This is a genomic window from Emticicia sp. GW821-FHT11C11, assembly GCF_058808615.1.
In genome coordinates, this window is record NZ_JBXARV010000003.1 from 329,960 (window position 1) to 348,025 (window position 18,066).

General features: G+C 40.8%; 14 protein-coding genes. 10 read left to right on the top strand and 4 right to left on the bottom strand.

Features of this window, described 5'->3' with window-relative positions; all coding sequences use genetic code 11:
• Window positions 1-166 precede the first annotated feature (166 nt).
• The 5 genes from AC1RRY_RS16600 to AC1RRY_RS16620 all read left to right on the top strand — a co-directional run bounded on the left by AC1RRY_RS16600 (window position 167) and on the right by AC1RRY_RS16620 (window position 8,804).
• Window positions 167-1,441 carry an aminotransferase class I/II-fold pyridoxal phosphate-dependent enzyme gene (locus tag AC1RRY_RS16600; RefSeq protein WP_492822570.1) on the top strand — a complete coding sequence of 425 codons (1,275 nt, stop codon included), beginning with the start codon at window positions 167-169 and terminating at the stop codon, window positions 1,439-1,441.
• Window positions 1,442-1,924: 483 nt separating this feature from the next.
• Window positions 1,925-3,409 (top strand): helix-turn-helix domain-containing protein, encoded by a 1,485-nt coding sequence (locus tag AC1RRY_RS16605; RefSeq protein WP_492822568.1) that lies wholly within the window; start codon window positions 1,925-1,927, stop codon window positions 3,407-3,409.
• 224 nt (window positions 3,410-3,633) lie between these two features.
• A complete protein-coding gene (locus tag AC1RRY_RS16610) occupies window positions 3,634-5,070 on the top strand; it encodes an MBOAT family O-acyltransferase (protein ID WP_492887664.1) in 1,437 nt (478 codons plus the stop codon).
• A gap of 576 nt (window positions 5,071-5,646) precedes the next feature.
• Window positions 5,647-7,716 (top strand): DUF262 domain-containing protein, encoded by a 2,070-nt coding sequence (locus tag AC1RRY_RS16615; RefSeq protein ID WP_492822565.1) that lies wholly within the window; start codon window positions 5,647-5,649, stop codon window positions 7,714-7,716.
• A 662-nt stretch (window positions 7,717-8,378) separates the two neighbouring features.
• Window positions 8,379-8,804, top strand: coding sequence for a hypothetical protein (locus AC1RRY_RS16620; protein WP_492822563.1), 426 nt, complete (start codon window positions 8,379-8,381; stop codon window positions 8,802-8,804).
• Between the two features lie 69 nt (window positions 8,805-8,873).
• Here the strand turns inward: AC1RRY_RS16620 and AC1RRY_RS16625 are convergent, their stop codons facing one another.
• Window positions 8,874-9,242, bottom strand: a complete 369-nt coding sequence (locus tag AC1RRY_RS16625) for a VOC family protein (RefSeq protein ID WP_492822561.1) — start codon at window positions 9,240-9,242, stop codon at window positions 8,874-8,876.
• A 151-nt stretch (window positions 9,243-9,393) separates the two neighbouring features.
• Between AC1RRY_RS16625 and AC1RRY_RS16630 the strand changes: the two genes are divergently transcribed.
• The 3 genes from AC1RRY_RS16630 (at window position 9,394) to AC1RRY_RS16640 (ending at window position 11,292) form a co-directional block, all read left to right on the top strand.
• Window positions 9,394-9,912, top strand: a complete 519-nt coding sequence (locus AC1RRY_RS16630; RefSeq protein WP_492822559.1) for a nuclear transport factor 2 family protein — start codon at window positions 9,394-9,396, stop codon at window positions 9,910-9,912.
• A gap of 273 nt (window positions 9,913-10,185) precedes the next feature.
• Window positions 10,186-10,863: a MotA/TolQ/ExbB proton channel family protein gene (locus AC1RRY_RS16635; protein WP_492822556.1), complete on the top strand. Its 678-nt coding sequence runs from the start codon at window positions 10,186-10,188 to the stop codon at window positions 10,861-10,863.
• A gap of 27 nt (window positions 10,864-10,890) precedes the next feature.
• Window positions 10,891-11,292, top strand: coding sequence for an ExbD/TolR family protein (locus AC1RRY_RS16640; protein ID WP_492822554.1), 402 nt, complete (start codon window positions 10,891-10,893; stop codon window positions 11,290-11,292).
• Between the two features lie 302 nt (window positions 11,293-11,594).
• On the opposite strand, the gene AC1RRY_RS16645 is transcribed toward AC1RRY_RS16640, so the two are convergent.
• On the bottom strand, window positions 11,595-13,481 hold the full coding sequence (locus AC1RRY_RS16645; RefSeq protein WP_492822552.1) for a DUF4139 domain-containing protein: 1,887 nt from the start codon (window positions 13,479-13,481) through the stop codon (window positions 11,595-11,597).
• Between the two features lie 127 nt (window positions 13,482-13,608).
• Here AC1RRY_RS16645 and AC1RRY_RS16650 point away from each other — a divergent pair, with 127 nt between their 5' ends.
• Window positions 13,609-14,451, top strand: a complete 843-nt coding sequence (locus tag AC1RRY_RS16650; protein ID WP_492822550.1) for a helix-turn-helix domain-containing protein — start codon at window positions 13,609-13,611, stop codon at window positions 14,449-14,451.
• A gap of 219 nt (window positions 14,452-14,670) precedes the next feature.
• Here the strand turns inward: AC1RRY_RS16650 and tgt are convergent, their stop codons facing one another.
• Window positions 14,671-15,801 carry a tRNA guanosine(34) transglycosylase Tgt gene (gene tgt, locus AC1RRY_RS16655; protein ID WP_492822547.1) on the bottom strand — a complete coding sequence of 377 codons (1,131 nt, stop codon included), beginning with the start codon at window positions 15,799-15,801 and terminating at the stop codon, window positions 14,671-14,673.
• A gap of 143 nt (window positions 15,802-15,944) precedes the next feature.
• Between tgt and AC1RRY_RS16660 the strand changes: the two genes are divergently transcribed.
• Window positions 15,945-17,420, top strand: coding sequence for a DUF1501 domain-containing protein (locus tag AC1RRY_RS16660; protein ID WP_492822545.1), 1,476 nt, complete (start codon window positions 15,945-15,947; stop codon window positions 17,418-17,420).
• A 169-nt stretch (window positions 17,421-17,589) separates the two neighbouring features.
• On the opposite strand, the gene AC1RRY_RS16665 is transcribed toward AC1RRY_RS16660, so the two are convergent.
• Window positions 17,590-17,964, bottom strand: a complete 375-nt coding sequence (locus AC1RRY_RS16665; RefSeq protein ID WP_492822543.1) for a VOC family protein — start codon at window positions 17,962-17,964, stop codon at window positions 17,590-17,592.
• Window positions 17,965-18,066 lie beyond the last annotated feature (102 nt).

An 18,066-nucleotide genomic window follows, 5' to 3' on the forward strand; every position in this document is an offset into this window, starting at 1 on the left:
GCTATATTTCTGATAATATCTGTTTTTCTACCATTTATCTTCTTTTTCTTGCCATTTGTCGGTTATGTTGAATTCGGGAAAAATTTGATTCGTTCTTTAGCTGTCTTTATAACAAAGATTGTCCTCTTTGAAAAAAATTAGCCATTAAGAAAAACAAAAATCCATCATGAAAGATTTGTCAAAACAAATGTTGTATGTCAACGATGTTTTCAGTTCCGCACGCGACCTCGGACTCATTCAGGTAAAAGCACAGCAAGACGATCAGCCCGGCCGTAAGATTAACGTTAACGGTAAAACCTACACCAGCTTTATGTCTAACAATTACCTTGCCTTTGAAAACGACGAGCGGGTAAAAGAAGCAGCCATTGAGGGTATCAGAAAGTATGGCATGCAGACCTCCATCTCCAGAATGTACCTATCGTTCGACCACTACCTGGAGCTGGAAGAAAAACTGGAAAAGATTTTTGGCCTGCCCACATTTCTTGCGTCCTGTACTACTCTTGGGCATTTTGCCTACCTGCCCGTAATCATCGGCAGAAACGATGCCGTTATTCTCGACCAGTTTGTGCATGAAAGTGTGCAGATGGCCGCCAATACCCTGAAAGCCGAAGGCTACCATGTAGAAATGGTAAAGCACAGCCAGATGGATATGCTGGAAAGAAGAATTAAAATACTGAGCGAAAAGTTTGACAATGTCTGGTACCTGGCCGACAGCGTGTATTCAATGCACGGCGACCTGGCTCCATTGAAAGATGTAGAAACCCTGCTGAATGCCTATGAGAAATTCAGAGTGTATATTGATGACGCCCACGGCATGAGCTGGATAGGCGAACACGGCAAGGGTTATGCCCTGCACAATATACCGCGCCATGAAAAAATGTATGTCATTACCTCGTTGAACAAGGGCTTCGGAGCCTTCAGTTCGGCGTTGATTTTTCCTAACCAGTTAACCAAACAGACAGTTTATAACTGCGGTGGTGCGCTCCGGTTCTCGGCTCCCACCTTGCATGCCGGTATCACTGCCGCGTCTTGCATTGCAGATATCCATTTGTCGGACGAAATATATGAGCGCCAGATGCGCCTCAACGAATTGATTACGGTGTTCAAACAAAAAGCGATGGAGCTTCAACTGCCTATTATCAATTATGCGCACACACCGCAATTCTTTATGGGGCTGGGCAGTGTGGAGTTGCTGATTCGCTTTTCGCAGTTTCTGATGGAGAAAGATTTTTTACTGAGCCCGTCGACGGTGCCTGCTGTTCCGGTAAAACACTCAGGTTTCCGTATTTCGCTGAGTTTGTATCAGACGGTTGAGGATGTGAAAAACCTGCTCGACCTGCTGGCTGAATACATTGAAGTGCTTGAAAAAGAGGGTTCTTTCAACAAAGAACAGGTACTAAAAGGCTTCAAAATGAGAGATAAGCAACGGTTGTTGGTGTAGCGTATCTTAAAAACTCTGGCCTCTGTCATACTAATTGGCAGGGGCCTTTTTTGTGATTTAGTGATTGAGTGAATTAGTGATTATATAATCGTGAATGGTGAATTAGCGAATTGTGAATAATTATTTATGAGCCACTTACAAATTGCGTTGAAACCCACTGGTTAATTCATTTAGTACAAAAAATTGTGCAACTTTGAGTACCTTGTGGCTAATACTAAAATACTACGATATACTCTACAAGACACGACGTTACAAAATTTATTCACTAATTTGCCATTCACTAATTCATAATTTTTAATCACTCAATCACTAATTCACTCAACCACTCAATCTTTACATTCTTAGTAAATTAATAAATTTATCTTTATTTTATCCAATTCTTTAGGCTCGTGACAAGTTTTTGTCTATCTTTAACATCAGAAACAATCACTTAAGACAAACTATAAGTACTTTTACTTAAGGTTAAAGTACCAAAATTATTAAATGAGCCTTAATACCGACAACATCCGCCTCGTATTCGGACTAAAACTAAAACAACTGCGAATTGACAAAGGGATGTCGCTGACGGATCTTGCACAAAAGTCCGGCCTGTCGATGTCATATATCAACGAAATTGAAAAAGGAAAAAAATACCCGAAATCTGATAAAATAGTAGCCCTGGCCGATGCCATGGGCGTGGATTATGACAGCCTGGTATCGCTCAAACTTAATAAAAAACTGGAGCCGATATCAGAGTTGCTCCATTCTAATTTTCTGACCGAACTGCCCTTTGAGATTTTCGGTATTTCACCGGCCGACCTGCTCGAGCTCCTATCCGGAGCACCTACCAAACTGAGCGCCTTTATCAGTACCATTATCGAGATTGGCCGTAATTACAACATGACGGTAGAGCAGTTTTACTTTGCCGTGCTGAGGTCTTATCAGGAAATGCACGACAACTATTTTCCGGAACTGGAAGACGCCGTCGATCGTTTTCTGGCCGAAAACGGTATTGGTACCGACCAGCAGATTGACGAGTTTTACCTCTCGAACCTGCTGACAGACAAGTATGGTATTACCATTAAGTATTTCGACGAAGTCGATTACCCGCATATCATCAATATCCGTTCGGTGTTTTTGCCTAAAACCAATACCCTGCTCATCAACAAGCGTATCACGTCTGACCAGCGCGCTTTTACGCTGGGTCGCGAGCTGGCGTTTATTTATATGAAGCTGAAAAACCGGCCGTATACGTCGTCGTGGGTAGAGGTGAAATCGTTCGAGGAGATTCTGAATAACTTCAATGCTTCTTATTTTGCCGGGGCAATTTTGATACGCCGCGAGAAACTGATTGAGAAACTGGAACAGCTTTTCAGTCGGACCACCTGGAGCAACGCTACACTGGTAGAAATGGCCGAGCAGTTTCAGGCTACCCCCGAGACGCTTTACCACCGGATAAGCAATGTACTGCCCAAGTATTTTGGCATTGACGAGATATTCTTTCTGCGCTTTGAAGCACCGACGGGTAAGAAAGATTACCTGCTTACGAAAGAAATGCATCTGGCCAGACGCCACACCCCACACGAAACGCAGGAGGAACACTACTGCCGCCGCTGGGTGTCGTTGAATATTCTTGACGATGTATCAGACCTGCAGGAGAAAGGAGAGGTGAAAGAGCCGCTGGTAGGGGTGCAGATTTCCAATTATGTCGATTCAGGCAGCCAGTATCTGGTATTGGCCATGGCGCGGCCGTTGAACATCATTACGCACATGAATATAAGCGTGACGGTGGGCTTTGAGATAAACGACAACCTGCGTGCCAAAATGAAATTTCTGGACGACCCGAATATCATCACCCGCGATGTAAACCAGACCTGCGAGCGTTGCAGCCTGTTCGACTGCAAAGAACGTGTAGCTGCCCCGGTTATATTGCAAAAGAAACGCCAGATACAGAACATGAAACAGGCGCTGAAGGCGATGGGGGGGTGAGATTAGGAGTACGAAGATTTTGGAAACAGCCTTGAAAGGGGCTGTTTTTTGTTTGTGGGTACCGTTAAAAAAATGATAGTGTGAATGTAAAGAGCTTAGATATTTGGATTATATTGCGTTTGTTTTTTGCCTTATAAGATATACCATTGAACGTGCAAATGCCTGGTGTGGTAGTTATTCCCAAGGGAAGCCAATTGACAACGTAAAAAAGATTATTTTAAAATATGCTTTTTAATTCCTTCAGTTTTGCCATATTTCTACCTGTTGTATTTATTCTCTATTGGTTTGTAACAAAAAATAATTTAAAACTTCAAAATATTCTTTTGCTGGTCTCAAGTTATTTTTTCTATGCCTGCTGGGACTGGAGATTCTTATTTTTGCTTATTTTCTCAACTTTGCTTGATTACTACACCGGCATTAAAATGTCAAATGCCACTAATCAGAGTCATAAAAAAATCTGGTTTTGGCTGAGTGTTTGCATTAATCTGGGCTTTTTAGGCTTTTTTAAGTACTATAACTTTTTTGCTCAATCATTCGCAGATTTACTTTCAGGTTTTGGAATGAAAGCTGATCCTTGGACATTAAGTGTGATTCTACCGGTAGGTATATCTTTTTATACTTTTCATGGGTTATCGTATGTAATAGACATCTATAAAAGCAGGATAAGAGCCGAGAAATCTTTCATCGATTATGCAGTATTTGTTAGTTTCTTTCCCTTATTAGTGGCCGGACCTATTGAACGCGCTACGCACCTTTTGCCACAAATAAAAACGAAAAGAGTTTTTGATCGTGCCAAAGCAGTTGATGGTTTGAGGCAAATTTTATGGGGATTATTCAAAAAGGTTGTCATTGCTGACCAGTGTGCCGAAATTGTTAATATAATTTTTGCATATCCTGAAGTTTATTCGGGTAGTGACCTTTTTCAGGCTGCAGTTTTCTTTAGTTTTCAAATCTATGGAGATTTCTCAGGCTATTCAGATATAGCTTTAGGTACAGCCAAGCTTTTTGGAATTGATTTATTAAAGAACTTTTCATACCCTTATTTTTCCAGAGATATTGCTGAATTCTGGAGACGCTGGCATATCTCTCTGTCAACCTGGTTCAGAGATTATTTATACATTCCGCTTGGTGGAAGCAAAGGAGGCAACTGGCAGAAGATCAGAAACACATTCATCATATTTATTGTAAGCGGATTCTGGCATGGAGCCAATTGGACTTTTATTATATGGGGCTTATTAAATGCTTTGTTTATCATGCCTTCAATCATTTTCAAAACGAATAGAAATAATCTGGATATTGTAGCTCAAGGGAGAATCCTACCTGATATTAAAGAAATAATACAGATAACCTTCACCTTTTGTTTAACAACCTTTGCCTGGATATTCTTTAGAGCAGTAAGTACCGGGCAGGCATTTTTAATTATTTCGAAAGTGTTTTCAGCTTCATTCTGGACAAAGCCAACAGTGTCAGCTAACAGTCTTTGGGCTCTGCTAGTATTATTCATGGTAGTAGAATGGTTTGGAAGAGAGCAGAACTTTGCTATACAGAATTTAGGAATAAAGTGGAAGAGAGTTTTTAGATTTACCGTGTACTATGTTATTGTTTTTTTTATTCTCTGGTTTAGTGGCAAGGAGCAGCAGTTTATTTATTTTCAGTTTTAGCTAATGAGGAAGTACATTATGATCTAGTGTTTTTTCTCCCGTTCGGCTGAATGATTATCTGCAATAGAATTGTTAGTCACAATACCAACCTTTCTCAAAACGTAACCAGAAAACTACTATTCTAAGGACATCCAACACATTGACTGATTGATAATCAACCAAACAATAACTGTTTATTATCTATCATAGTTTAACTGAATATCTGCGCCAAACCTTCTCAAAATACAACCAGCAAACCACTATTTAAAGAACATCCAACATACTGACTGATTAGATAATCAGCTAAGCAATGAACGTGTATCTGCCCGCGTTATCCTGCAAAAGAAACGCCAGATACAGAATATGAAACAGGCATTGAAAGCGGTGGGAGTATGAAAATTTTGGAAACAGCCGCGAAAGGGGCTGTTTTTTTGTTTTATCGATTAATATATTATTGTAAAAGTTCCGTAAAATATATGTTGTATGAATGAACTTTGTTTAAGAATATATTTACTATATTTTGAGAAAAGTTGAAACATGCATATTTTATGCAAATCATAAGTGTTGGACTTAACGTAAAATAGACGGAAATAAAATATGAAAGCAAACGAAACCAAAGTGGATAAATTTTTAGCGACAAATGAGACGACATTTGCAATCCCTGTTTATCAAAGAAATTATGATTGGACACTTTTTCAGTGCAAGCAACTAATTCATGACATTATTGAAGCAGGAAAAAACGAAAAGGCTAATGCTCACTTTATAGGGAGTATCGTTTACGTGCACGATGATGTTTACACAGCGTCTGGATTAACGGAGTTAACTATTATAGATGGGCAACAAAGATTAACGACAATAACTTTGATTTACGTGGCACTTTATCAGCTTGCTAAGCAACTTGATAATCAATTACTAGTAAACAGAATACATAAGACTTATTTGATTAATGAGTTTGCTTCTGAAGCAGAAAAACTAAAACTTAAACCAACAGAAAACAATAAAGAAGCACTAAAGTATATATTAAATTCAACTGATGGTGAAGAATTCAGAGGGTATTCTAAAATAATTGAAAATTTCAATTATTTTAGATCCATTATAGTGGCAGATAATTTTGAAATTGTTCAACGTGGATTATCAAAACTAATTTTTGTAGATATTGCATTGGATAGACAAAAGGATAATCCACAAAGAATTTTTGAAAGTCTTAATTCAACGGGTTTAGAATTATCACAAGCTGATTTAATAAGAAATTACATTTTGATGGGACTATCAAGGACAAATCAGGATAGAGTCTATAAAAGTTATTGGGAAGTAATTGAAAAGAACGCAAAAGATGAAACCTTAAATAGAACAAGAGTATCAGAATTTATTAGAGATTATTTAACACTCAAAAATAAAGAAATTCCAAACAAGGGAGACGTTTACTCAACTTTCAAAGTAAAATATCCAACTACAACCATAGATGACTTAGAACTTGTTCTTTCAGAATTAAAATCCTTAGTTAAATACTATAATAAGCTTTTAAATCCAAAAAATGAAATAAATAAAGACATAAGAATACAATTGGAATTTATTAATCGACTAGAAATAAATGTAGCATTCCCTTTCTTAATGAAAGTTTATGAAGATTTTTCTAATGATGTCATCGATAAATACACATTTATAACTATTCTATCACTTATCCAGTCTTTTACTTTTAGACGGTTTATTCTTGCTCTCCCAACAAATGCACTTAATAAAATATTTATGGGATTATATGACAAGATTGAACAAGAGAACTATTTAATGTCAATTCAAAAGTCATTGTTGCAAAGGTCAGGAATACAGAGATTCCCTCGTAATACTGAGACCATCAATGCTCTAAAAGAGAAAGACATTTATAATATTAAGCCAAAGAACAGAATTTATTTACTTGAAAGGCTTGAAAATTTTCAGAATACTGAACCTGTAATAATTGATGGTAATTTAGACATTACAATTGAGCATATCTTTCCTCAAAATCCAGACCCTAAATGGAAAATTGATTTGGGAACAGAAGAGTATAATTTTATTAAAGAAAATTATCTTAATACAATTGGAAATCTTACTCTTTCAGGTAATAATGGTAAACTGGGTAATAAGTCATTCGCAGAAAAGAAAATAATGAATAGTGATGGGAAAGAACAAGGATATGTTTATAGTCGTCTTTGGTTAAATAGAGTATTAAAGGAGAAAACGAAATGGGACAGGGGAGAAATCGAAAATAGAGCAAATATAATTATTGAAAGATTTCTTAAAATTTGGGAAATACCTGATATTGAAATTGAATTAGGGACTGTAAATGATGAAGTAAATATTTTTGACGCAGATGACCCCAAGTATAAAAAACTCGAATATGCTATATTCTTCAACCAAAAACTTGAAATAACACAAGTTGCTAAGCTGTATATTGAAGTTTTTCAACAGCTATTTGATTTACAGCCAGAGACATTTTTTACCTCTGAAATTGGCAATCGTATTAGTTTAACAAAGAATCCTAATGAGGATGGATTAAGACAACCTATTCCTATAAGTGATTCATACTTTATAGAAGCAAATATTGACAACGTTGGTAAATTTGAAAGAATTAAGCAAGCTTTGACACTTTTTGGATTTGAAGACGAATTATTAATCAAATATTCTGACTGACAAATAAGAAATCCATTCAGTTAATTATCCATTTAGTCACTGCACCGAGCATTCCCCGTTCGACTGAATGTTAATTCAGTGGCTATACCAACCTTTCTCAAAACACAACCAGCAAACCACTCTTCAAAGAACATCCAATACACTGACTGATTAAATAATCAGCCACGTAGAGATGCTTTTTGTTTAAGCTTCACTTTTTTATTTTTCCAGAAACGACTTCTTTTTTTGCATTTTGATTGTGTTTTTGATACTTTGGTGGTGAAATTTAAAAAACAACAACAATTTGCATAAATAGAGCGAGTAGTACATATTGATTGATAGTCATATCTTGTTACGCAAAACTTCCGAAATTTTACAAACGCAAGGATAGACGCAAACCCCACACGGGTGGCGTGGTCTATTTTGTGTTTGGGCATCGGAAGTGCCTGCGTAACGGATAGCTACTGCTGCCCGTTTTTTTTGTGCCCAAACACAAACAACTATGCATTACATTAAGATTGCTGTCGCCATATTCGTCGTGATTGTGGCGTTTAGGTTCCTGAATGAATTTATATTTTCGTTGCGTAGTTCCGGCACATGGAAGGGTATTATTAGCTGTGTCATTTTGTGGTTTTGTATTATATGGGCCTGGGATATCATGTAAAAACTAAACTCACATGTATATGACTATAGTTTTTACTCTCGCTATGGCAGTTTTTTTCTGGATGCTCATTTTACATTTCAGGTCAAAAGCCAAATCACCAGCAGCTATAAAACCCTCGGCTGAAAGAGAGCCTGTGGATGACGCGCACGTGTCGGTTAGATACTCAAAATTAATGGCAAATCTTTTGAATGCCGGTTTTGTGATAGATGAACTAAAGGAGTTGTCGGTTGTGCTTCATCGCAGCAGCAATGGATGGACGGATAAGATTGTCATAAAGAGACCCGGAAACGGCAAACTGCTTATCCAAACCAACAAAAGCAGGCGTCATTTAGAGATGGTACCCATAGAGTGGGTTTTCCCTGATTCACCAGATCAGGATGTTGTGTCGCAGATGATACTCGAGTTTTTTACTCAGGAAACAAATAGATTACCCCCGCTCGGCTGAATGTTTATCCGCAATGGAATTGCCAGTCGCTATGATAAGCGTTCCCAACACACAAACGTTAAAACACAATTACTTTCCCCACTGTTGCACAACAATGCCCAATTGCGTATCCGTCAAAGCAAACTCTCTGGCACCCCAGGGGCGTAGAGTGATTTTGCTCAGGTTAGGATGCAGCAAATGTGGGTGTGATGCCGATACTTTGGCGTATACCTCTTCTATGTTGTCAGTCACCAGTCTGAATTCCGGATTGTGTTCTTTAGCTAGTCCGGTATCCTGAAAAAGATTGATTGTTAAATTACCTTTAGAAAGCACACAAAACGGTCGTGCCGATTTGAGTTCATCATGCACAATGCTGAACTCCAGACAATCAACAAACGTAATGAGGCCATCGTTGATGTCAACATAGAAAATATTGGGTACCAGATTGGTGAAATGCATGGTTGGCGAGTGTATAAGGTTTAGAGTGCTACATTTACAAATATACTATTTAAACCCGAAGGGTTCATTAAATAATCAGCCAAATTTTGATATTAATACGCTATTATTTCGTAATTTAAGCCCGATTTCTTCTTCTCTTAAAAAAACTTCCATGAAAAAACTGGCCTTACCTAAGTGTGTTTATGCTAGTGCGTTAGCAATCGCATTTTTGCTTGTATCCAATCAGCTATTGGCGCAATTGCCTGTAAAACCATTGGCACCACAAGCCGAGTTATTGAAAAGCAGCGATAAAAAACTGGCACAAAACAAAAAACTGGTGTATGATATGTGGCGGGAATTTCTGGAAGGCGGCCACATGGAAGTAGCCGAGAAATACTTTGCCGAAGACTACATGCAGCACAATCCGAACGCGGCCACAGGCAGAAAAGCCGTGGTGGAATTCTTCTCTAAATTCAAAAAGCCGGAGCCTATTGCCGATGCTATTAAGGCGCAGGTGGTGGCTATTATCGCAGAGGGCGATCTGGTTATGATTAGTTTTGTAAGAGAACTACCAGACCCGACAGACAAAACCAAAAAGTATACCACCACGTGGTTTGATATGTTCAGAATTGAAAACGGCAAAATAGCCGAACACTGGGACAGCGCTGAGAAATATGCACCTACCAGATAGGCTTTAACGGGGTCTGATCCGGCTGAATATTCATCTGCAATGGAGTTGTTCATTGCCCTGCCTCGCTTTTCTTGAACGCGGATAGGAAACTATTAGCCACCAGATATTTACCGATATAATGAGGCGCTCGCCCACTGCTTCAAAAATTGGATTTAAGCCTTACAAATCTCGACAATCAGAAGAATCTTCCGCTTAAGTCTAAAAAAAGCGCTAACTTGCATACTAAATACAGCTTTCTTAAAGTTTATATCGAAAACCTATAATCTTTGCCTCATGCTACAACCTATTTTGCTTCAAGTTCCAGACTCTACCTCAACTGCAGCAAATGCCGAATCAATTAATTACTTAAGCCTCTTATTAAAGGGAGGAATTGTCGTTTATCCGCTATTATTTTTGCTTTTTCTGGCTATCTATTTCATTGTGGAACGCTACCTGTTTATCAAGGCGGCATCGAACATTGATTTCGGTTTTCTGCGCACCTTAAAAGATAATGTGCTACGTGGTGACCTGCGCACGGCTACCACGCTTTGCAAAAGCACGAACCTGCCGATTTCACGTATATTGGAAAAGGGCATCACCCGTATCGGTCGGCCTGTTAAAGATATTGAAAGTGCCATGGAGATTCAGGGGAATCTGGAAATCTCTAAAATGGAAAAAAATATGGGCTTCCTTGGGCTTGTTGCCGGGGTAGCGCCTATTCTGGGTTTTATCGGTACTATTTCGGGTATCATCCGTATTTTTTATGACATTGCCGCTACCGGAAACTTTACTATCGAAATTATTGCCAACGGTTTGTACGAAAAAATGATTTCGTCTTTCACGGGTCTCGTAGTAGGGGTAATTGCTTATGCGGGGTACCATGGTATCAACATGATGATTGATAAATTCAGTATTCACCTGCAGGCAACCGTGATGGATTTGCTCGATACGCTTAATGAGCCTGTCAGATAATTTTTCAGCATCAATCTGTTTATTAACATGAAATTAAAACGTCAAAGAAGATTTGAAGCCGAAGTATCAACAGCATCGCTGAACGACATCATGTTTTTCCTGCTATTGTTCTTCCTGATTATATCAACGCTGGGTAATCCGAACGTAATCAAGTTGCTTTTGCCGAAGTCGTCGAAATCATCGCATGATGTGAGCAAGCAGCCTATTTCGCTCACCATTACCAAAGACAAGGTGTATTATATCAACAGCACGCCTGTGCCTTTTCCGCAACTGGAAGAGCGCCTGATTGCAGCCACCGCCAACATGCAAGAGCCGACCGTAGTACTGAGAGCCGAAAGCTCGCTGACAGTACAAGATCTGGTAGACGCCATGTCGCTCGGTGCCAAACTAAAAATACGCATGGTGCTAGCCACTGAGTTGACGAAGTAAGAGATACTGCATATACGCCAAGAGGCTGCCCGAAAGGCAGCCTCTTGGCGTATTAATGCTATTATATACAGTATTGCTATTCTTTAAATAGGCCGTCTCAAAGAGAGAAGTTGCAAAATATTATTTGGTACCAAGAAAACCCCACTCTCTAATCTCTCTCCGCGCGACGGTCGCCCCTACAATGAGGAGAGAGACTTTAAGCCCTTTCCCACTGTTGGGGAAGGGTTGGGATGGGGTTTTTGCCAAAGATTATTCGGTTCAAAATCTTTTTGAAACAGCCCGTTTTAGTCAAAAATTAACCTCTACTCCGTCAGTATCCATCCTGACTTGGGTGATTTAACTGTGTATTTCATGCCAACCTTGTATTCCCGAGCAGGGGGTAGTTGAATCAGCCATTTTATTTTTCCTGTTTCCTGATTGATTTCTGCTTCCGTCGCTTCTTTTTCTTCAATGCTCACATCGCGGGTGTTTGAAACCGGAAACTGGTCTTCAATCTGCAGGGTTATGGCTTCGTTTTTGGTATTACGGGCAACAATTTCATAGGCAAACTGCTCTGTTTTGTTATTACCAATCAGTTGTTTTTTCTGATAACTTTTCACCTGAGTGCGGCTTACGATTACGCTTTTATCTCTTCCGAACGATAGGCTCAGAGTGTCTTTATTGAATAAATTAAGGTTCGACTTGCCCACGTAGGTGTTCTCAATAAACAAACTTGCCTCACCGGGTAGCAGTTTGTATTTTTCCCAGTCGATGATATGGGCATGCAGAAACACATCGGTATCTATTTTCGGAACGCAGAAGTGCCGGAAAACGGCAGGAATACTCTCTTCCTTGATTTCGACAGTGTTTACCTTACCGTCAGAGAGAATAGTATATGGTATCAGGATATCAAACGACTGGCTCGTAGGTGCCTCTCTTTCTACAATATCTAACGGAATAGTTCTTTTTTGGGAATCATAATTGTTGGAAATACTCACGCCGGAAGCTCTGTCTGCAATACCATAACCCGTTACGACTACTTCTTGTAGCATAGCCACTGACTCGCTCATCACCACATCCAGCATGTTAGATAATATCGGCTTTTCTACGCTATTATAGCCGATGGCCGAAAAAGTTAAAATAGCATTTTTGCCGTAGTAAGTGGGAGGGATGGTAAGTCGATAATTGCCGTTAATATCGGTTACAGTACTCAGATTTGTTCCCTTCAGGTTGACCATGGCACCAATAACCGCTAGTTTATCGCCCCGTGCGGTTACTTTCCCATGAACCTCCGACTGGTTGGCGTTTATGTTTTGGTTATCTGCTTCATCTACCTGGTTGTAATAATCGCTATAATCATTTTTTTGACCTACAGTCCATTTTTGTAAGACAGGCGCTTGCCCGCTTTTGAAAGGATTGGCGGTTGAAAGACTCAGCTTTACGTCTTTCCAGTCTTCGCCGGAATACTGATACACATTGGCTTTATAGGCCATGTGAATGGGTTGGCTGAGTTTGTCTATTCTGAAATCATAAGTAGGAGACCAGCCTGCATTTCTTACAAAGTAAGCAAGTGAAACGGAAGCGTTGCCGACTGGTTCTTTTGCCAAGACAGTCACCACAATCTCTGATATTTGCATATCTTTTCGGGCATTGACTTCCGTCAGTTGTTGATTCAGTTTTTTTATTTCGTCTTCCAGTTTTTCGATTCTGGTCTCGAATTCGAGCTTTTTGTTGAGTACTTCTGCCATACGCTGACGGTGGAATTCAATGCTTTCTTTCAAGTCGGCCGTTTTCATACCCGACTGAGTACCGCCGACTACCTGATTTTTGAACAGCATTTCTTCTTCACGCTTATAAACCAGCAGGTTGTTTTTCTCGACCGTTATTTTATAGGCTATCTGTTTTTTCTGCGCCTCTATGGCTCCGATTTCATCTTGCAGAGGTTTGTCGAGCAGATTGCCAACCTTATGCGAAACCGATAAAATAGTGAACTTACCCTCGCTTTTTACCTGAATACTTTTCGCATTGATTTGCGGAGAAATGCCCTTAAACAGCAATTCGGTTTTACCTGTTGGCACAGATACTTTTGCCGAACGGGTAACCTGCGCACCATTAAGAAAAATGGTCACATTTTCTACTTTTGATGGGATAGTGCCTGATTGTGCCCATAGCCATTGGGTGGCGAAACAGAGCAAGATGATTTTCTTCATAATATTTGTTCTTTTTCTATTGGATGCAAAGCCGGGCAGTATTCCATAAAGCCTATTAAAATATTTAACAAACTTTGGGCAAAGCCTTCAATTAAAGCTATTTTTGGTTCAACAATAGCAATTTTGTATGACCGAAACGATGCTCATCAGAGAGTCTATATCAGAGTACCGGCATTTGGATGTTGGGAGTATCAAACTGGCCTTTACGCAGGTTTGTAAAGACGAGCTGTTTAAGGATGTCTATTTTGCCGCCAACTCTTTGTATTACGTAGAGTCCGGGCGAGCCGCCTTGTATATAGGTGAAGAAGAAGTTCTGGTCGGCAAGCACGAAGTCGTATTTATAAAACAACACAGTAAGCTGGACATCCGTAAGTTTAAAGATGCGGACGGGAAGGACTTTAAATCGATTATATTCTATTTATTTCCTGATTTTATATCAGAATTTCTTAGTCAGGAAAAACCGCAGGGAGGAGACAATGATTTCTTAACCGGTAGTATTTTTAACTTAGGCAGACATGAGCCGCTTCAAAGTTTCTGCGAGTCGCTGCTTTTGCTTTTTAAGCAATCGCAGATTGATAAGGGGATAATCAAACAAAAAACTTTTGAGGCACTCGCAGGGCTAGGAGAACATAACAAGGGTTTTCTCCATTTTTTAGCTGAAAACAGCAAGCCGGTTAAGATTGATTTGTATGAGTTTATGATACACATAGCCATCAATAATTATTCGGTCACAGAACTTGCCCGATTAACAGGCAGAAGCCTGTCGGCGTTTAAAAGAGATTTCAGCAGTATTTTCGATACTACACCGCACCAATGGCTGTTACAGAAAAAAGTAGATTATGCCGAGCAACTGATAAAAGAGAAGCACATGAGGGCATCAGACATTTATTTCATGCTGGGCTTTAATGAATTATCACATTTTTCGATGGTGTTCAGGAAGATAAAAGGTTTTTCTCCTTCTCAAATATAACCTGCTCTAAAAAAGGATGGAGGCTGTCTCAAAAAGATTTTGAACCAAATAGTCTTTGGCAAAAACCCCATCCCAAACCTTCCCCAACAGTGGGGAAGGACTTGAAGTCTCTCTCCCCACTGTTGGGGAGAGAGATTTAGAGAGTGGGGTTGCTCTGGTACCAAATAATATTTTGCAACTTTTCTTTTTGAGACAACCTCCGACAATTTGAAAATCGCGTTACAAACGCTCCATTACTTTTTTGACCATTACTTTTTTCCATTCGGTAAAATCACCGGCCAGAATATGTTCGCGTGCCTGTCCAACCAGCCATAGGTAAAAAGTAAGATTATGTACGCTGGCTATCTGCGCAGCCAGAATTTCATCACATTTTACGAGGTGTCGCAAATAGGCTTTGCTGTAAAACGTGCTGGCATAACCGCCGAGGGTTTCGTCAATAGGGCTGTAATCGTCTTTCCACTTTTCGTTTCTGATGTTAATGATACCCTGTGTGGTAAACAACATGCCGTTGCGGGCATTGCGGGTAGGCATCACACAGTCAAACATATCAATGCCTAATGCAATACTTTCGAGTATATTCTCAGGTGTACCCACACCCATCAGGTAGCGAGGTTTGTCTTTCGGCAGAATATCGTTTACGTAGTCTATGGTTTCATACATTTTCTCTGCCGGTTCACCTACGGCCAATCCGCCTATGGCATTGCCCTCGCGATTCTGATTGGCAATGAATTCAGCCGACTGGATGCGCAAATCTTTATAGACACTGCCCTGCACAATAGGGAACAGGCTTTGTGTGTAACCGTACAAGCCTTCGGTGGCATCGAAGCGGTCGCAGCAGCGTTGCAGCCAGCGATGGGTCATTTCCATCGACTTCTTTGCATAGCTGTAGTCGCATGGGTAGGGGGCGCACTCATCAAAAGCCATGATGATATCTGCACCTATTACCCGCTGAATATCCATTACACTTTCGGGTGTAAACAAATGTCTTGAGCCATCAATATGTGACTGGAACTTCACGCCCTCTTCTGATATTTTCCGGATGTCTTTCAGCGAAAACACCTGATACCCACCCGAGTCGGTCAGAATGGGGTGGCTCCACCCGTTAAATTTATGTAGACCTCCGGCACGTTCCAGAATATCAAGCCCCGGGCGCAGGTACAAATGGTAAGTATTTCCCAATATTATCTGTGCCTGAATATCGTTTTCCAGTTCTCGTTGATGCACAGCTTTTACGGTTCCGGCCGTACCCACCGGCATGAAAATCGGCGTAAGGATTTCGCCGTGATCGGTGGTTATTTTTCCGGCTCTGGCTTTCGAACCGCTATCTGTTTTCTGTAATTCGTATTTCATGCTACAAAAATACGAAAGATTCAGATTAATTGCCTAAAACGGTATCCATATCTGAGTACCTGCAATGGGATAGATTTTAATTAGTTTTTGAAATGGAATTGACAATTGCCTGTTATATTTGTAGAGATTCTATTCAAGCCCTTATGGAAAAATTAATAAAAGAGTTTCTGCACGCTGAAAACCAGTATCAGACTCGCCGGCATTTTTTGCAGACCTGTACTACAGGTTTAGGAGCTGCCGCATTGGGTTCAATGATGGGAGGATGTTTTTCGGGCAAGCCTGAAAACCAGGCAATGGCAGATCCTATGCTTCCGAAAACTCCACACTTTGCTCCTAAAGCGAAAAGAGTCATCTATATTCATATGGCCGGGGCACCTTCACAACTGGAATTATTTGACTACAAACCCGAACTGATTAAATATGACGGCAAGGATTGTCCGCAGGAGTTTCTGGAGGGTAAGAAATTTGCGTTTATAAGAGGCGTACCTAAAATGCTGGGTTCCATCGGAAACTTCAGCCAGCATGGGCAGTCGGGAGCTTATATATCAGACTTCATGCCATACCTGCCCGATGTGGCCGATGATTTGACGTTCCTGAAAGCCATGTATACCGACCAGTTTAACCATGCTCCGGCGCAGTTGCTGATGCACACAGGCAGCCCGCGTTTGGGTCGGCCTAGTCTCGGCTCATGGGCTATGTATGGTTTAGGTACAGAAAATCAGAATCTACCGGGCTTTATTGTGCTGGCATCAGGCGGGCGAAGCCCCGATGCAGGCAAGAGTGTGTGGGGTAATGGCTTTTTGCCGTCTATTTATCAGGGTGTGCAATGCCGCACCGGGGCCGACCCAGTGTTATATGTGTCTGACCCACACGGCATGAGCCGCGATATCCGGAAGCAGACCATCGAAGCCATTAATGAGATTAACAGGCAGCAATATGAAGAAGTACAGGACCCGGAGATACTGACCCGTATTTCGCAATACGAAATGGCGTTCAGAATGCAGATGTCGGTGCCCGAGGTGATGGACATCAGCAAAGAACCGGAGTGGATACGGAATATGTATGGTGCCGAAGTTGGTGATGCTTCTTTTGCCAATAACTGCTTGCTGGCCAGAAGACTGGTTGAAAACGGCGTGCGCTTTGTGCAGCTTTTCCATTGGGGATGGGATGCCCACGGCACCGACCAGCGTTTGTCGCTCGACGGTGGATTCAAAGACTTGTGCCAGATAACCGACAGAGCGGTAACCGGTTTGATAAAAGATTTGAAAATGCGAGGACTTCTCGATGAAACCCTGGTTGTATGGGGTGGGGAATTTGGCAGAACCCCGATGCAGGAAAACCGCGACGGACAGACTTTGCCATTTAAAGGACGCGACCATCATCTGGATGCTTTCACTGTATTTATGGCAGGAGGTGGCCTTAAAAAGGGCATGAGTTTAGGTGAAACCGACCCGTTAGGATATTATGGAGTTAAAGACCGCACGCATGTGCACGACTTGCAGGCAACTATTCTGCATCTGATGGGCTTTGACCATGAGAAACTGACGTATTCTTTTCAGGGCAGGCCATTCAGGCTTACGGATGTGGCTGGGAAAGTGATAAAGCCGATTTTGAGCTGATTAATTATGAATGAGCGAATGGTGAATGAGTGAATCAGAATTTGGTTGTTGTCTTGGTAGAGACGCAATGCATTGCGTCTTAGTGGTTAATAGTAGAAATTCAGATTGTTTTGATAATCCCCTGTAGCCGCATTGCAATGCGGCTCTACGTAATTCTGGAATAGGTAAATTAAAACTCACACAGTTCAATATAATGGCCGTCCGGGTCGGTGAGGAATAGTTGTCTGGCGCCATCTGGGCGGAGTTTGATGGGCATATAGTTAACGCCCATGGCCTGCAAGTGTTTTTCGGCTTGTAAAATATCGGTTACTTCCAGCGCAAAATGATTCCCTCTGATACCCGTAGAGGTACCTTCTTCTATTCTCCCTATTAAATGCAGCTCACGATTGGCTCCCAGATTGAACCACCTCACGGGGTAGTCGAATGCAGGAGTGGGTATTTCCTGTAAATCAAGAACGTTGACATAAAAGCTGGCGCTGCGTTCTATATCACTTACCTGTAGCGCCACGTGGTTAAACGCGCAGATGGATAGCTTATTAAACATACTAATGGCTGAAACTTAAATTAACACTGCAAAGCTAAATAATTCGTGCGAATCGGCATGGCGTTTTTAGCCGTTCATTTGTTTTTTTTAGTAACTTGCAGC

Excerpts from the sequence above, each read along its gene's own strand:
- AC1RRY_RS16645 (WP_492822552.1), bottom strand. The coding sequence starts at position 13,481 with ATGAAGAAAATCATCTTGCTCTGTTTCGCCACCCAATGGCTATGGGCA.
- AC1RRY_RS16665 (WP_492822543.1), bottom strand. The coding sequence starts at position 17,964 with ATGTTTAATAAGCTATCCATCTGCGCGTTTAACCACGTGGCGCTACAG.
- AC1RRY_RS16635 (WP_492822556.1), top strand. The coding sequence starts at position 10,186 with ATGCTACAACCTATTTTGCTTCAAGTTCCAGACTCTACCTCAACTGCA.
- AC1RRY_RS16610 (WP_492887664.1), top strand. The coding sequence starts at position 3,634 with ATGCTTTTTAATTCCTTCAGTTTTGCCATATTTCTACCTGTTGTATTT.
- AC1RRY_RS16630 (WP_492822559.1), top strand. The coding sequence starts at position 9,394 with ATGAAAAAACTGGCCTTACCTAAGTGTGTTTATGCTAGTGCGTTAGCA.
- AC1RRY_RS16615 (WP_492822565.1), top strand. The coding sequence starts at position 5,647 with ATGAAAGCAAACGAAACCAAAGTGGATAAATTTTTAGCGACAAATGAG.
- AC1RRY_RS16620 (WP_492822563.1), top strand. The coding sequence starts at position 8,379 with ATGACTATAGTTTTTACTCTCGCTATGGCAGTTTTTTTCTGGATGCTC.
- AC1RRY_RS16660 (WP_492822545.1), top strand. The coding sequence starts at position 15,945 with ATGGAAAAATTAATAAAAGAGTTTCTGCACGCTGAAAACCAGTATCAG.
- AC1RRY_RS16625 (WP_492822561.1), bottom strand. The coding sequence starts at position 9,242 with ATGCATTTCACCAATCTGGTACCCAATATTTTCTATGTTGACATCAAC.
- AC1RRY_RS16605 (WP_492822568.1), top strand. The coding sequence starts at position 1,925 with ATGAGCCTTAATACCGACAACATCCGCCTCGTATTCGGACTAAAACTA.
- AC1RRY_RS16640 (WP_492822554.1), top strand. The coding sequence starts at position 10,891 with ATGAAATTAAAACGTCAAAGAAGATTTGAAGCCGAAGTATCAACAGCA.
- tgt (WP_492822547.1), bottom strand. The coding sequence starts at position 15,801 with ATGAAATACGAATTACAGAAAACAGATAGCGGTTCGAAAGCCAGAGCC.
- AC1RRY_RS16600 (WP_492822570.1), top strand. The coding sequence starts at position 167 with ATGAAAGATTTGTCAAAACAAATGTTGTATGTCAACGATGTTTTCAGT.
- AC1RRY_RS16650 (WP_492822550.1), top strand. The coding sequence starts at position 13,609 with ATGACCGAAACGATGCTCATCAGAGAGTCTATATCAGAGTACCGGCAT.